At 57.7% G+C, this 13,347-nt stretch carries 13 protein-coding genes and 1 tRNA gene; all 14 read left to right on the top strand.

Annotation, left to right across the window (positions count from 1 at the left end; all coding sequences use genetic code 11):
* Positions 1–84: 84 nt before the first annotated feature.
* The 14 genes from cobS (at position 85) to ACR0MP_RS11450 (ending at position 13,202) form a co-directional block, all read left to right on the top strand.
* Positions 85–1,071, top strand: a complete 987-nt coding sequence (gene cobS, locus ACR0MP_RS11515) for a cobaltochelatase subunit CobS (RefSeq protein ID WP_010437533.1) — start codon at positions 85–87, stop codon at positions 1,069–1,071.
* A gap of 121 nt (positions 1,072–1,192) precedes the next feature.
* Entirely contained in the window at positions 1,193–3,070 is a 1,878-nt protein-coding gene (gene cobT, locus ACR0MP_RS11510) for a cobaltochelatase subunit CobT (RefSeq protein WP_170736943.1), read from the top strand.
* Positions 3,071–3,335: 265 nt separating this feature from the next.
* The gene (locus ACR0MP_RS11505; protein ID WP_170736941.1) at positions 3,336–4,502 is read left to right on the top strand and encodes an alpha/beta hydrolase; all 1,167 of its coding nucleotides are present in this window, start codon (positions 3,336–3,338) and stop codon (positions 4,500–4,502) included.
* A gap of 77 nt (positions 4,503–4,579) precedes the next feature.
* On the top strand, positions 4,580–6,370 hold the full coding sequence (locus ACR0MP_RS11500) for an aminopeptidase P family protein (protein WP_480886853.1): 1,791 nt from the start codon (positions 4,580–4,582) through the stop codon (positions 6,368–6,370).
* Between the two features lie 63 nt (positions 6,371–6,433).
* Positions 6,434–6,778, top strand: a complete 345-nt coding sequence (locus tag ACR0MP_RS11495) for a DUF427 domain-containing protein (protein WP_170508569.1) — start codon at positions 6,434–6,436, stop codon at positions 6,776–6,778.
* 86 nt (positions 6,779–6,864) lie between these two features.
* A complete protein-coding gene (locus ACR0MP_RS11490) occupies positions 6,865–7,419 on the top strand; it encodes a DUF333 domain-containing protein (RefSeq protein ID WP_170402456.1) in 555 nt (184 codons plus the stop codon).
* A 704-nt stretch (positions 7,420–8,123) separates the two neighbouring features.
* Complete coding sequence (locus tag ACR0MP_RS11485; protein WP_170392700.1) at positions 8,124–8,999, top strand: carbon-nitrogen hydrolase family protein; 876 nt, start codon at positions 8,124–8,126, stop codon at positions 8,997–8,999.
* A 90-nt stretch (positions 9,000–9,089) separates the two neighbouring features.
* A complete protein-coding gene (gene infA, locus ACR0MP_RS11480) occupies positions 9,090–9,308 on the top strand; it encodes a translation initiation factor IF-1 (RefSeq protein ID WP_005978431.1) in 219 nt (72 codons plus the stop codon).
* Positions 9,309–9,318: 10 nt separating this feature from the next.
* Complete coding sequence (locus ACR0MP_RS11475; protein ID WP_170513311.1) at positions 9,319–9,897, top strand: Maf family protein; 579 nt, start codon at positions 9,319–9,321, stop codon at positions 9,895–9,897.
* The gene (locus ACR0MP_RS11470) at positions 9,894–10,916 is read left to right on the top strand and encodes a ribonuclease E/G (protein WP_480886851.1); all 1,023 of its coding nucleotides are present in this window, start codon (positions 9,894–9,896) and stop codon (positions 10,914–10,916) included. Before ACR0MP_RS11475 ends, ACR0MP_RS11470 begins: the two co-directional genes overlap by 4 nt.
* The gene (locus ACR0MP_RS11465; RefSeq protein ID WP_170513305.1) at positions 10,913–11,095 is read left to right on the top strand and encodes a DNA gyrase inhibitor YacG; all 183 of its coding nucleotides are present in this window, start codon (positions 10,913–10,915) and stop codon (positions 11,093–11,095) included. The genes ACR0MP_RS11470 and ACR0MP_RS11465 overlap by 4 nt, the downstream gene beginning before the upstream one ends.
* Before the next feature lie 79 nt (positions 11,096–11,174).
* Positions 11,175–11,249, top strand: a tRNA-Phe gene (locus ACR0MP_RS11460).
* A 63-nt stretch (positions 11,250–11,312) separates the two neighbouring features.
* Positions 11,313–12,494: a DUF6538 domain-containing protein gene (locus ACR0MP_RS11455; protein WP_480886849.1), complete on the top strand. Its 1,182-nt coding sequence runs from the start codon at positions 11,313–11,315 to the stop codon at positions 12,492–12,494.
* 66 nt (positions 12,495–12,560) lie between these two features.
* On the top strand, positions 12,561–13,202 hold the full coding sequence (locus tag ACR0MP_RS11450; RefSeq protein WP_480886847.1) for a hypothetical protein: 642 nt from the start codon (positions 12,561–12,563) through the stop codon (positions 13,200–13,202).
* The last annotated feature ends 145 nt before the right edge of the window (positions 13,203–13,347 follow it).

Below are 13,347 nucleotides of genomic sequence, written 5' to 3'. Positions count from 1 at the left end.
CTTTCCCTTGCCCTTGCCCGCAATATGTTGCACCACACACGGGTTCAAACCCGGTGAACGGGCCAAAGGATAAGGACAAGGCGCATGGCTGACGGATCGATCGACATCAACGCAAAACCCACCGAGGACATTTCGGTTCGTGAGGTGTTTGGCATTGACAGCGATATGGCAGTCAAAGGCTTTGCCGAACGCAGCGACCGCGTGCCGGTGATCGATCCGACCTACAAGTTCGATCCCGAAACCACGCTGGCGATTCTTGCGGGCTTTACCCATAACCGCCGGGTGATGATTCAGGGCTATCACGGCACCGGGAAATCGACCCATATCGAACAGGTTGCCGCCCGTCTGAACTGGCCTGCCGTGCGCGTGAACCTCGACAGCCATATCAGCCGGATCGACCTGATTGGTAAGGACGCGATCAAACTGCGCGACGGCAAGCAGGTCACTGAATTCCACGAAGGCATCCTGCCCTGGGCGCTGCGCAACCCCGTTGCCATCGTCTTCGACGAATACGACGCGGGCCGTGCGGATGTGATGTTCGTGATCCAGCGCGTGCTGGAGCATGACGGCAAACTGACCTTGCTGGACCAGAACGAGATCATCACACCGAACCCGAACTTCCGCCTGTTTGCGACCGCCAACACTGTGGGTCTGGGCGACACCACCGGCCTCTATCACGGTACACAGCAGATCAACCAGGCGCAGATGGACCGCTGGTCGCTGGTTTCGACACTGAACTATCTCAGCCACGATGCCGAGACGATGATCGTTCTGTCGAAAGCGCCGCATTACAACACCGCCGAGGGCCGCAAGACCGTCAGCCAGATGGTCACCGTCGCCGACCTAACCCGGACCGCCTTCATGAACGGCGATCTGTCGACCGTCATGAGCCCCCGGACCGTGATCAACTGGGCCCAAAACGCAGAAATCTTCCGCAACATCGGCTATGCCTTCCGCCTGTCGTTCCTGAACAAATGTGACGAGCTAGAGCGCCAGACGGTTGCTGAGTTCTATCAGCGCTGCTTTGATGAGGAACTGCCGGAAAGCGCGGCGAGCGCGAGCTTGGGCTAAGCAATATGAATTGCGCCCTCCGGGGCGCAATGCCTCCGGCGGAGGTATTTTTGGCCAGATGAAGGGGGATCCGGTTTCGCATTGATGCGGCGGGTCACTGCAACACAAAGGGCGATTGAACATGGTGCAGAAGAACGACAATCCTGCTGATCCGTTCAAGAAGGCTCTGGCCGAGGCTACTAAAGTTATGGCCGACGACCCCGAATTGTCGGTGAGCTACACTGTTGATCCATCGGGCCTGTCGGGCGAGTCGATGCGTTTGCCGCAGGTCTCACGCCGGATGACGCGCGAAGAGGTTCTTTTGGCGCGCGGGACGGCAGACGCGTTAGCTTTACAACGCAAATATCATGATGACGCGACCCATGCGCGATATGCCCCTCCGGGTGATATGGCGCGGGATCTCTATGAGGCGATGGAGACCGCACGGTGCGAGGCGATGGGTGCGCGGGACATGCCCGGCACCGCGTCGAATATCGACGTCAAGATCGGGCATGAGGCGATCCGGCGCGGCTATGATCAGTGCAAACAGCCTGCGGATGCGCCATTGGCTGTGGCGGCGGGCTATCTGATCCGGCATCTGGCCACGGGCCGCGACATGCCGCCTGCCGCCGAGAATGTCATGAACCTGTGGCGCGGATTTATCGAGGAACAGGCCGGCGGGACGCTGGAAAATCTTGACGAAATCCTCTCGGACCAGGCCGAATTTGCCAAATTCGCCAGACAGATGATCAAAGATCTGGGTTACGGCGATCAGCTGGGTGATGACCCGGATGAACTGGACGACGAACAGGAAGATCAGGCCGAAGAAGACGCCGAAGAGCAGCCCGATCCCGACAGCACCGGGCAGGATGATCAGGACGAACAGGACGCCGACGCGACGCCTGAGCAAACTCAGGAAGAACAGCAGGACCAGTCTCAGGCTCAGGTCTCGATGGACGAGATGGCCGAGGATGAGATGGGCGATGAGGCTGAAATGCCCGAGGGCGAGGCTCCGCTAGAACCGCCTGCCCCGCCACCTGCGTCCGAGGCGGACCCGGATTACAAGGTCTATCTGAACACCCACGACGAAGAGATCGCAGCTGAAGATCTGGCCGAACCGGCCGAGCTGGAACGCCTGCGGGCGTACCTTGACCAGCAGCTTGAACCGCTGAAAGGCGCAGTGAGCCGTCTGGCCAACAAGCTGCAGCGTCGCTTGCAGGCACAGCAGAACCGGTCTTGGGAGTTCGACCGCGAGGAAGGCATTCTGGATGCCGGACGTCTGGCGCGCGTCGTGGCCAACCCGACCACGCCGCTAAGCTTCAAGGTCGAAAAAGATACCGAATTCCGCGATACAGTGGTGACGCTGCTTCTGGACAATTCCGGCTCGATGCGCGGGCGTCCGATCTCGATTGCCGCGATCTGTGCAGATGTCCTGGCGCGGACGCTGGAACGTTGCAACGTCAAGGTCGAGATCCTGGGCTTTACCACCCGGGCCTGGAAAGGCGGTCAGGCGCGCGAGGCGTGGCTGAACGATGGCCGCCCGCAGCAACCGGGGCGTCTGAACGATCTGCGCCACATCATCTACAAAGGCGCCGATGCCCCATGGCGTCGCGCGCGACCCAATCTAGGGCTGATGATGAAAGAGGGCCTGCTGAAGGAAAACATCGACGGTGAGGCGCTGGAATGGGCGCATCGCCGGATGCTCGCGCGGCGTGAGGCCCGCAAGATCCTAATGGTGATCTCGGATGGCGCTCCGGTCGATGATTCAACGCTCAGCGTGAACCCGGCGAACTATCTGGAAAAACACCTGCGCGACGTGATTGCGATGGTGGAAAAACGCAAGATAGTGGAATTGCTGGCCATCGGGATCGGCCATGACGTGACGCGCTATTATGACCGCGCCGTCACGATCACCGATGTCGAGCAGCTTGCAGGTGCTATGACCGAGCAGTTGGCCGCACTGTTCGACAGCGACCCGCGCGCCCGCGCGCGCGTGATGGGGATGAAGCGGGCCAGTTGACGGCCCTGCTTCGACAGTGCAGACTTAGTGCCATCCAAGCCAGTTTTTGCACCGCTGAAGGCGACTTTGCTTATGGTGGCGCAACGGATAGCGCATAAGCGCTATATCGAAGGGCAGGAACATTATTCGTTCTCCTGTTTATCTGCTTGGATAGTGTCCCAACCCTGCCCGGCCTGCTTGTAGCTGGTCCTGAGATACGCCCTAGAAACCCTTGAGATTGTTGTTGAACCTTGTCGTTCCGCGAGAAACGGAGTGTATTTGCCCCATGCGCTATGAGTTTGCAGACTGTATTCTGGATGTGGATCGACACGTCCTGACCCGCCGGGGTGAGCCCGTCGCAATCGAACCTCAGGTATTCGATCTGTTGGTCCTCTTGGCCCAGCACCCAGGTAAGCTGGTGCCCCGAGACGAGATCATCGCGCGGGTATGGAGTGGCCGCTTTGTCTCGGATTCTACCATCAGCGCACGTATCGCAGCGGCGCGTAAAGCAGTCGGCGATGATGGCAAAGCGCAGCGGATCATTCGGACAGTCGTACGGCGCGGGTTGCAAATGGCGGCGGATGTGACCTGTGACGCCGACACCGATTCAGGCGTAGACAACCATACGCAACGGCTGCGTTACGCGCGCGGTGCGAAGGGCCGCGCTGTTCCATACACGCTTTCCGGTGATGGGTTGCCGGTGCTGCGCATCGGTTCGGTCGTGCACGATCTGGAGGCGGAATGGCGCATCCCGTCCGAGCGTACCCGGTTACAGGACATGGCAAACCGTTTCCGCCTGTTACGCTACAACAAGGACAATGACGTCAGCTCAAACATCGACCATCAGGCAGTGTATGACCGCAGAATAGAAGAAATCCTGACCGTCGTGAATGCAGCGGGGTTTGACCGCTTTTCCATTCTCGGTGAAATGGGCGGCACCTTCCCTGCCCTACACTTCGCCGCAAGACACCCCGAGCGGATTGACAAGCTGGTTGTCTCCGGCGGATGGGCTGAAGGGCGAGATTACCGAGAAGACACCAAACAACCCGACTCGATCCGGTCACTGATCGCGGAAGGCTGGAACACGCCGGGCAGCGGCTATGCTATGGGCGCTGAATTCAGCTATTTTCCAGAAGGTCCGCTGGATAGCGTTCGGCACATGGTCAATGAATTGCAGACACTTTATTCAAGCGAGGAAAGACTTCACTACCGTGACATCGCCAATAGCACCTCGGTGCTGCAACTTCTTCCGATGGTGCAATGCCCCACGCTGGTTCTGCACGGGCGGCACACAGCCGTTCACCCCCTGTCCGAGGCGCGCAAACTGGCGGCTGGAATCCCCAATGCCTCGCTCGTGATCCTTGAGACCGGCAACCAGATACCATTGCCTGGAAATGAGGCCTACAACCCGTATATCCAGGCCATTCAACGCTTTCTTGAGACAGAAGAATAGTGTGCGCCGGGGCGCTGGACATTTCCTACCGCAGGCCGCAGGTTTGCGCGCAGCAAGACCGACGAATGAGGCCGCCCATGTTCCAGAGTTTCGAAGTGACCGCACGCCCCGAGCAAGGCCCACCACGACTGGCCGCTTTGCGGGACGAGCTGGCGCGCGAAGGCCTGCAGGGCTTCCTGATCCCGCGTGCGGATGCGCATCAGGGTGAATATGTGGCCCCTCGGGACGAAAGGCTGGCGTGGCTTACCGGATTCACCGGTTCTGCGGGGTTTTGCGCGGCGCTCACGGACATCGCCGGGGTTTTCATCGACGGGCGCTATCGCACTCAGGTAAAGGCCCAGGTCGCACAGGATTACGCTCCGGTCCCATGGCCAGATGTCAGCCTGAGCGCGTGGTTGAAAGAGCAATTGCCAAATGGCGGCAAAGTCGGGTTTGATCCGTGGCTCCACGCTGCAGGACAGATTTCTGCTGCGCAGAAAGAGCTTGAAGGCAGCGGCGTCGAACTGGTGCGCTGTGATAACCTTGTAGACCGAATTTGGGCGGATCAACCCGACCCTCCGATGAATCCTGTCAGGGCACATCCGATTGAATTTGCAGGTGAAAGCGCCGAGAGCAAAATCAAGCGCCTCGCGAGTGAACTGCAGAGCGCAGATCGCGCGGCAGCGGTGATCACCTTGCCGGATTCGATCATGTGGCTGTTGAACATTCGCGGCGCGGACATCGCATACAACCCTGTGGCCCATGGCTTTGCCATCCTGCACGGTGATGGGCGGGTGGATCTGTTCATGGCCGCTGCCAAACTGACCGGGATCGGGGATCATCTGGGCCCGCAGGTCACCCAACACCAACCCGACGCGTTCCTGACAGCGGTTGAGGCACTTGAAGGCAAGGTACAGGTCGATCCGGGAACGGTTCCGCAGATCATAGCGGATGCGTTGGGGGACCGTATGGTCGATGGCGGCGATCCCTGCGCCCTGCCCAAAGCCCGCAAGAACCCGGCCGAAATCGCAGGCACGGCCGAGGCACATCTGCGAGATGCCGCAGCGGTGATCGAACTGCTGTGTTGGCTGGACACGCAGAAGCCCGGCACCCTGACCGAGACACAGGTAGTAACGCGGCTGGAAGAAAGCCGTCGCCGGGACAACGCGCTGCAGGATATCTCATTCGACACCATCGCGGGCACCGGGCCGAACGGGGCCATCATGCATTATCGCGTGACCGAGGAAACCGACAGCAGGCTGGAAAACGGTCACCTGCTGGTGTTGGACAGCGGTGGGCAATATCTGGACGGCACCACCGATATCACCCGCACAATTGCAATCGGCGATGTTGGGAATGAGGAAAAGGCCTGCTTTACACGCGTCCTCAAAGGCATGATCGCCATGTCGATGCTACGCTGGCCTGTTGGCTTGGCAGGACGCGATATCGAATGCGTAGCGCGGCTGCCGCTGTGGCTGGCCGGGCAGGATTTCAACCATGGGGTCGGTCATGGGGTCGGTACCTATCTCAGCGTGCATGAAGGCCCTCAGCGCCTGTCTCGGGTCAGCCATGTCCCGCTTGAGCCGGGTATGATCCTGTCGAACGAGCCGGGATATTACCGCGAGGATGCTTTTGGCATCCGGCTTGAGAACCTTGTCGTAGTGGAAGAGGCCCCAAACCTGCCCAGCGGTGACGATGAACGCGCCATGCTGAACTGGCGTACGCTGACTTATGTCCCAATCGACAGGCGTTTGATTGTAGTCGAAATGCTGACACGAGAGGAACGTGCTTGGCTGAACGCCTATCACCGCGACGTGGCGGAAAAAGTCCGGCCAAGGCTGGGCGACGCCGCTCAACTGTGGTTGGATGCCACAACCGCACCGGTCTGACACCGGATTGTTACATAGTTTGGGCAGAGGAGAAGCCCTGACACGACGAGGGAAGGAACAGGAATGACAGACACCATCACGATCCGCAAAGCACCGGGCAAATGGAGCGTCCGTTCAGGCGGCGCGATTTTGGGTGAAACCAACAACGCGCTGGAACTTCTGGAAGGCGACAAAGAGCCGGTTATCTACTTCCCGCGTGCGGACATTGCGATGGCCTTTCTGGATCGGACCAACAAAGTCACCCAATGCGCAGGCAAGGGAGACGCCACGCATTTCTCGATCGTAAACAAATCCTCAGTCACCGAAAACGCCGCTTGGAGTTATGAAAACCCGATCGACGCGGTGGCCGAAATCAAGGATCACTTGGCCTTTTATCCCGCAGACTCGATCAAGGTGGAACAACTCTGATCCCAGTATCCGTGCAGGACCGGATCGATCTGCAAAACGGCGAAGATCCTCAGAACCTGCCCTGTCCACAATGTTGCGAGGTGACCATGACAAAGCGTCTATTGAATTCCGCAGGCCCGATTGCGGCCCTGACGATGGCCTTTTCAATGGCCCTGCCCGCCGCAAGCTCTGCCAACACCGGTCTGGCCAATCCCGCGGCAACATATTGCATCGCGCAAGGCGGGCTCTACGGTATACATGACGGTCCGGACGGTCAGAGCGGTATCTGCCAATTGCCCGACGGCACCCGGATCGATGCCTGGACCTATTTTCGCGAACACCATGCGGGCGCGGATGGCAGCAAGCCGGTCGGCCTTGCAAATCCCGCCGCCGTGTACTGTGGCTCAATTGGAGGCGAATATGACCTGACCACGTCTCGCTGCGCACTGAGCGACGGTACGTCCGCCGATGCATGGGAGCTGTACCGCAAGGCACATGGAAAAACGCATCAGGTGGTGAACCCAGCAGCAGCCTACTGCCTTGAGATCGGCGGCAGCTACAAGATCAAAGACACTGGTTCGGGTCAGGTGGGTATATGCACCAAGCCGGACGGCACCTCGCAGGACGCATGGGCCCTATTCCGTGCGGAAAATCCCGAGTGATCCGTTCCGATAATCAAGCCCGACATCCACACCCAAAATGAACCTGAAGCCCCGATTGAGCCGCAGTTTATCGACGATCAGAGCGCGTGTTAGTGACCGTTTTGCGACAGCCTGATCGCGTCCATTAAGTCGCCTTGGCTAATTTTCAGGTTTTCCTGCGACGGAAGCACATCATCTGGCTGTAGATTTCACTAGGATTTGCCTTCCTCGCTTTCGATGAAGGGTTCGAGATTCACGAAAGTCTGGACAGGGCATTTCACCGCTTTTTCGGGATTGCACAAACCAGCCTGACCGACCGGATCGACGACATACCTGATCTCCGGATTTGCCCTTCAGACCGCATCCTTGGTGCTCGGTGCCGTTACAAATGACAACGCCTTGTTTCTGTGAGTCGATATCCCCGGGGCCAATGTTCTTGATGTAAAACTACCCCTTCGCGCGCTTGAAGAAGTTGCAAAGTTGATGCCCGAGGTGGAGTTCCTTGCCTGTTTCGTTCAGGTTCTTCGATAGGTCAAAACGACCTCTGATCAGCCATTCGATGCAATCTCTGCACCGGCGGCCGAGAAAGCCTGCCAATAAACACACACCCGCCTCGAAACAGTAAGTCGCAACATAGGTTTCAGAACCACCCGCGCCGCGATTGCAGTAGCCCTGGACGATCTGCTGTTCTAGTGTCGCGCAGCGACCAGACATAGGACTTGGGAATGAAAATCGCCACCGCCGCCTACGACCTCGATTGGCTCGATAGTTGGGCTCAATATGAAGACAAGCTTGAGGCATGGGTTTCCGAGGCCGCGGGACAAGGTGCCGACCTTCTGGTCTTTCCCGAATACGGCGCAATGGAGTTGTCGACGCTCGACGGCCCTAAGGTGGCCGGTGATCTCGAACGCTCAATCCGGGCGGTTTCCGACCGGATGGAAGATGTACAAGTTGTGCATTCGCGCCTTGCAAAGATGTACAACACATACATTCTGGGGGCTTCCGCCCCGGTCATCGACGGACCAGGGCGCCCGGTGAACCGCGCAGTGTTCTACGCTCCTGACGGTCGTCTCGATCATCAGGACAAGCAGATCATGACACGGTTTGAACGCGAGGCCTGGGACATCGCCCCGGGCGGTCCGTTGAAACTGTTTGATACCGCATTGGGTAAAATCGGCGTTCTGATCTGCTATGACAGTGAATTCCCTCTCTTGGGTCGGGCCCTGAGCGAGGCCGATTTGATCCTCGTTCCATCCTGCACCGAAGCCCTGTCCGGGTATTGGCGTGTGCGGATCGGTGCCATGTCTCGTGCCCTTGAAAATCAATGTGTTACGGTAATGTCATCGTTAGTTGGCGGCAATGAATGGTCCGAAGCAGTCGACATGAATACCGGCATGGGTGGCGTGTTTGGCCCGCCCGATATCGGGTTCCCACCGACGGGAGTGCTTGCCGAGGGCACGCTGAATACCGCCGGCTGGACCTATGCCGAGGCCGACCTGTCCACAATTGCAAACGTCCGCGCAGACGGGTGGGTATTGAACCGCACGCACTGGACCGAGCAAGACGCTCGGGTCGATTCAGTCACAATATCACCCCTTTAGGTGACTTCGCCCTTGAAATAAGGCCGAAATAGGCTCATTTAAGCGCACGATCTGCAGATTCTGCAGGTGCAACCTAATGATGGAGACAACATGGCCAAGGAAGATACGCTCGAATTTCCCGGTGTCGTGAAGGAACTCCTGCCTAATGCGACGTTTCGGGTCGAGCTGGAAAACGGCCATGAGATCATCGCACACACGGCAGGCAAGATGCGCAAGAACCGCATCCGTGTTCTGGCCGGCGACAAAGTTCAGGTCGAAATGACCCCATATGATCTGACCAAGGGTCGGATCAACTATCGCTTCAAGTAACGCTTCGTACATGGCGTTTATCCTCGGATCGGGCAGCCCGCGGCGGCTGGACCTGCTGGCGCAGCTTGGCGTTCGGCCCGATGCGATCCGTCCGCCGGATATCGATGAAACGCCGCTGAATGGCGAACTGCCGACCCCCTATTGTAGCCGCATCACCCGGCAAAAAGTTCAGGCTGTTCAAGCTGATAGCGATGATATCACCTTATGTGCTGACACAACGGTCGCACTGGGTCGCCGCATTCTTGGCAAACCCGAAGACGCGGGACAAGCTGCTGAGTTTCTGCACGCCCTGTCCGGCCGACGCCATCGGGTGATCACTTCGGTCGCTGTGCGGCGCGGGGATAAAATCCTCCAGCGTGACGTGGTTTCTCAGGTAAAGATGAAACGTCTGTCCGACAGCGAAATCAATGCCTATCTTGCGACGGATGACTGGCAGGGCAAGGCCGGAGCCTATGCAATACAAGGCCCTGCCGGTGCGTTCATCCCGTGGATTTCAGGCTCGTTCACCGGTATCGTCGGCCTACCCCTGTCCGAAACTGCTGCACTGCTGCAAGGCATCGGCTATCCCTTATATCGCGAGGTATCATGAAGGGTCGTACCATCATTCTGGATCATATTCAGGGACGCGAAGCTGCAGCTCTGATGGTGGATGGTGTTCTCGACGATTTCCTGATCGCCACAGATGCCCCTGCGCCAGGTACGATCTACCGCGCCCGCGCCGATCGCCCGGTCAAAGGTCAGGGCGGCATGTTTCTCACCACACCCGACGGCCCGGCTTTTCTGAGGCAAGTCAAAGGGTTGGCACCCGGTGCTTTGCTACTGGTGCAGGTGACTGGATATGCCGAGCCCGGCAAAGCCATACCCGTCTCGAACCGTATTTTGTTCAAAAGCCGCTTTGCGATCGTGACACCTGACGCGCCCGGCCTGAACATCTCGCGCCGTATCCGTGATGAAGATACGCGCGACCAACTTCTCGAAATCGCGCATGAGCAAATGGGAAACAGCACGCACGGCCTGATCCTGCGCTCGTGCTGTCAGACGGCGGATGCAGATGAAATCGCTGAAGATATCTCAGCCATGTTGGCACTTGCCGAGCAGGTATTGGTTGATACGGGCAGTGAACCAGAATTGCTGGGCGAGGGCGATGGTCCGCATATCCTGGCCTGGCGTGATTGGACGGACCCGGCAGAGGTCGTGACCGCATCCGGCGGATTTGAGGACCACGGTGTCGTTGATGCGCTCGATACAGCAAAGGGGATTTCCGAAACGCTTCCCGGTGGAGGACACCTCTATATCCAACCGACCCGCGCGCTGGTTGCGGTGGATGTGAACACCGGCGCCGACACATCTCTCGCGGCGGGAACCAAAGCTAACTTCGCCTGCGCCAAAGCCCTGCCGCGCGCCCTGCGCGTGCGCGGGTTGGGGGGGCAGATCACTCTGGACCTTGCACCGATGCCCAAGAAAGACCGGAGGGGTTTCGAATCGGCCTTGCGGTCGGCATTCAAGTCCGATCCTGACGAGACGATCCTGGCCGGTTGGACCCCGCTTGGCCATTTCGAACTACAGCGCAAACGTGGTCGTATCCCATTGACGGAGATCCTGAAATGAGCTGCCCGATCTGCGGAGAAGATACCCAGCAGGCCTTTCGACCATTCTGCTCCAAACGCTGCGCGGATATCGATCTGGCAAAATGGCTAAACGGTTCTTATGCGGTGCCATCGCAACGTGAAGAAGACGCCGAGACGACCTCGGAACCAACCGAAAGCCCCACGTCTCGCCCGCATTGAAAAAATGTCAAAAAGCCTCTGGACACTGCCTGTGGCAAGTCATAGAAGGCCTCCACCCAATGGCAAACGCCATTCCCGTGCCCGGGTAGCTCAGGGGTAGAGCAGTGGATTGAAAATCCTCGTGTCGGTGGTTCGATTCCGCCCCCGGGCACCATTCCCAACAGGTAAGCGATTGTTTCTCTTCAGCTTTTACTTCTGATAGCTGGAGGCGTAGATCATGCCGGAGACCAAATCTGCCCCGTACACATTTGTAAAACAGGGCATCTTCTATTTTTCACGACGGGTCCCGAGCGACCTTTCTCACCACTATAACGCAAGCCGTATCATGTATTCGCTTCGCACGAGGTCGGCCATCGTGGCCACTTCGAGGGCACAACGTGCGGCACAGCGGCTCGACGAGCACTGGTATCATCTCCGAATCCGGGACGTTGATTTACCTGGGAAGCATCTGCTTCGGTTGGGCGGGAAGGCCACTACGCATGGGAATCGGTCCTCAGATGAAGCCTCAGGTGGCTACGTCAAACTCAGCGAAGCTGTGTCGATCTACATCCGCCTGAAAGGCAATAATCGCCCGATCACTTTCCATCGAGCCGCAGAGCGAGCCTGCGGGTATGTTATCGATGCCTGCGGCGACAAAGATCTAATCGCTTACACACGAGCGGATGCGAACTGCTTCAGAGACGCATTGGTCACCAAGGGTCTTGCGGGAAGCAGCATCACCCGGGTCTTCGGCACCGTGCGATCTGTCTTCAACTTCGTGGCAGCCGAAATTGGTATCGCCGTCAACAATCCGTTCGCGGGCGTTTACTACGATCGACAAGCGGGCGTTGTGGATCGTCAGCCTCTGCCTATTGAAACTATCAAGTCGCTACAGTCGCTGTGTCGTGGTGAGGACGACGATCTTCGCTGGTTGGTTGCATTGGTGTCGGATACTGGGATGCGACTCGCGGAAGCCGCTGGTCTCCTTGTTGAAGACATCCGCCTTGAGTCTCCTATGCCTCATGTCGTCGTGCAGGAGCATCCTTGGCGTCGTCTCAAGACCGCTTGTAGCTCAAGGAATGTTCCACTTGTGGGGGCCTCGCTCTGGGCCGCGGGACGCATTGTGACAGAAGTCCGGGACAGTAAGTTCGCCTTCCCGCGTTATAACAAGAAGGGCGCTACAAATGCTAACTCTGCAAGCGCAGCGCTAAACAAATGGTTGAAGCAACACACGGCTCAGAGCTTCACCATGCACGGTTTCCGCCATTCGTTGCGAGATCGCATGAGGTCGGTGGAATGCCCTTCAGACATTGTTGACCAGATCGGTGGTTGGCAGACCGAAGGTGTCGGGCAGGCTTATGGGCAAGGATACCCTTTGGAGGTTCTGTATAAGTGGATGAAGTTAATCGATAAAACATGAATGAACGCCCAATTTCTGCCACCAATGGACGTTAGCTGCTCACCTACGTTTCTTCAGGAGATTTTGATGACCGACCTTACGGATGCCATGCCAAGGGATGCTATCATGCATCTCGTTCCAGACGTGCAGTTTCAGTCTTACGGCCAATCTCAGATCAAAGAGATTGTAAGAATGAAGCCCAATACTATGCACGAGTTGGGCCTTGCAACCTGGCATGTTGCGATGACATCAGGCCAATTTCCGTTGGACCCGATGACTTTAGCTAAACACATAGAGAACGGAGAACCTAACCTGCTCAAATATGTTGCTCAAGCTCTCGGCCAAAGGGTTATCTTCGATATTGACTATACAGTGGGAAGCGTGGACAGCGCCCCGCTGGAGGATCCGGCAATTCAAGCACTTGTAGCGCATCTGTTTCCCAACAGAATTCACATTGGTGACGTTCGACTACTCAACCCGCTTCTGCGAAGAGCAGGAGTTGCATCCGACGATGATCAATCTCACGAAAGCTTGCAGCTATTCGAGGCATTCGTGGAAAACTGCCGACTGATCGCTCAGGAACGTGGCGCAAACAAGATAACACTGACGGCCGCATTCGGAAGTCTCGTCGATCCCTTTCGACGACATGGATTTGAGGTCGAGAATTCTGGCATAGCGCAGATGGCGCTGCAGGCAGGTTACGGCATCCCAATGGAGATTTCGCTTTGAGAACGCGGGCTTCTAACTCGTGCTCTCGAAAGAAACCCTCCGGCATGATCTACGCCTCCAGCTATCAGAAGTAAAAGCTGAAGAGAAACAATCGCTTACCTGTTGGGAATGGTGCCCGGGGGCAGTGTTCTATTCCCGTTACAGG

The organism is Ruegeria sp. K3 (assembly GCF_056531845.1).
The sequence above is the reverse complement of the archived record's forward strand: the minus strand, read 5'-3'. Positions and strand labels throughout refer to the sequence as shown.

Coding starts and splice junctions, on each gene's coding strand:
- cobS (WP_010437533.1), top strand. CDS start 85: ATGGCTGACGGATCGATCGACATCAACGCAAAACCCACCGAGGACATT.
- cobT (WP_170736943.1), top strand. CDS start 1,193: ATGGTGCAGAAGAACGACAATCCTGCTGATCCGTTCAAGAAGGCTCTG.
- ACR0MP_RS11505 (WP_170736941.1), top strand. CDS start 3,336: ATGCGCTATGAGTTTGCAGACTGTATTCTGGATGTGGATCGACACGTC.
- ACR0MP_RS11500 (WP_480886853.1), top strand. CDS start 4,580: ATGTTCCAGAGTTTCGAAGTGACCGCACGCCCCGAGCAAGGCCCACCA.
- ACR0MP_RS11495 (WP_170508569.1), top strand. CDS start 6,434: ATGACAGACACCATCACGATCCGCAAAGCACCGGGCAAATGGAGCGTC.
- ACR0MP_RS11490 (WP_170402456.1), top strand. CDS start 6,865: ATGACAAAGCGTCTATTGAATTCCGCAGGCCCGATTGCGGCCCTGACG.
- ACR0MP_RS11485 (WP_170392700.1), top strand. CDS start 8,124: ATGAAAATCGCCACCGCCGCCTACGACCTCGATTGGCTCGATAGTTGG.
- infA (WP_005978431.1), top strand. CDS start 9,090: ATGGCCAAGGAAGATACGCTCGAATTTCCCGGTGTCGTGAAGGAACTC.
- ACR0MP_RS11475 (WP_170513311.1), top strand. CDS start 9,319: ATGGCGTTTATCCTCGGATCGGGCAGCCCGCGGCGGCTGGACCTGCTG.
- ACR0MP_RS11470 (WP_480886851.1), top strand. CDS start 9,894: ATGAAGGGTCGTACCATCATTCTGGATCATATTCAGGGACGCGAAGCT.
- ACR0MP_RS11465 (WP_170513305.1), top strand. CDS start 10,913: ATGAGCTGCCCGATCTGCGGAGAAGATACCCAGCAGGCCTTTCGACCA.
- ACR0MP_RS11455 (WP_480886849.1), top strand. CDS start 11,313: ATGCCGGAGACCAAATCTGCCCCGTACACATTTGTAAAACAGGGCATC.
- ACR0MP_RS11450 (WP_480886847.1), top strand. CDS start 12,561: ATGACCGACCTTACGGATGCCATGCCAAGGGATGCTATCATGCATCTC.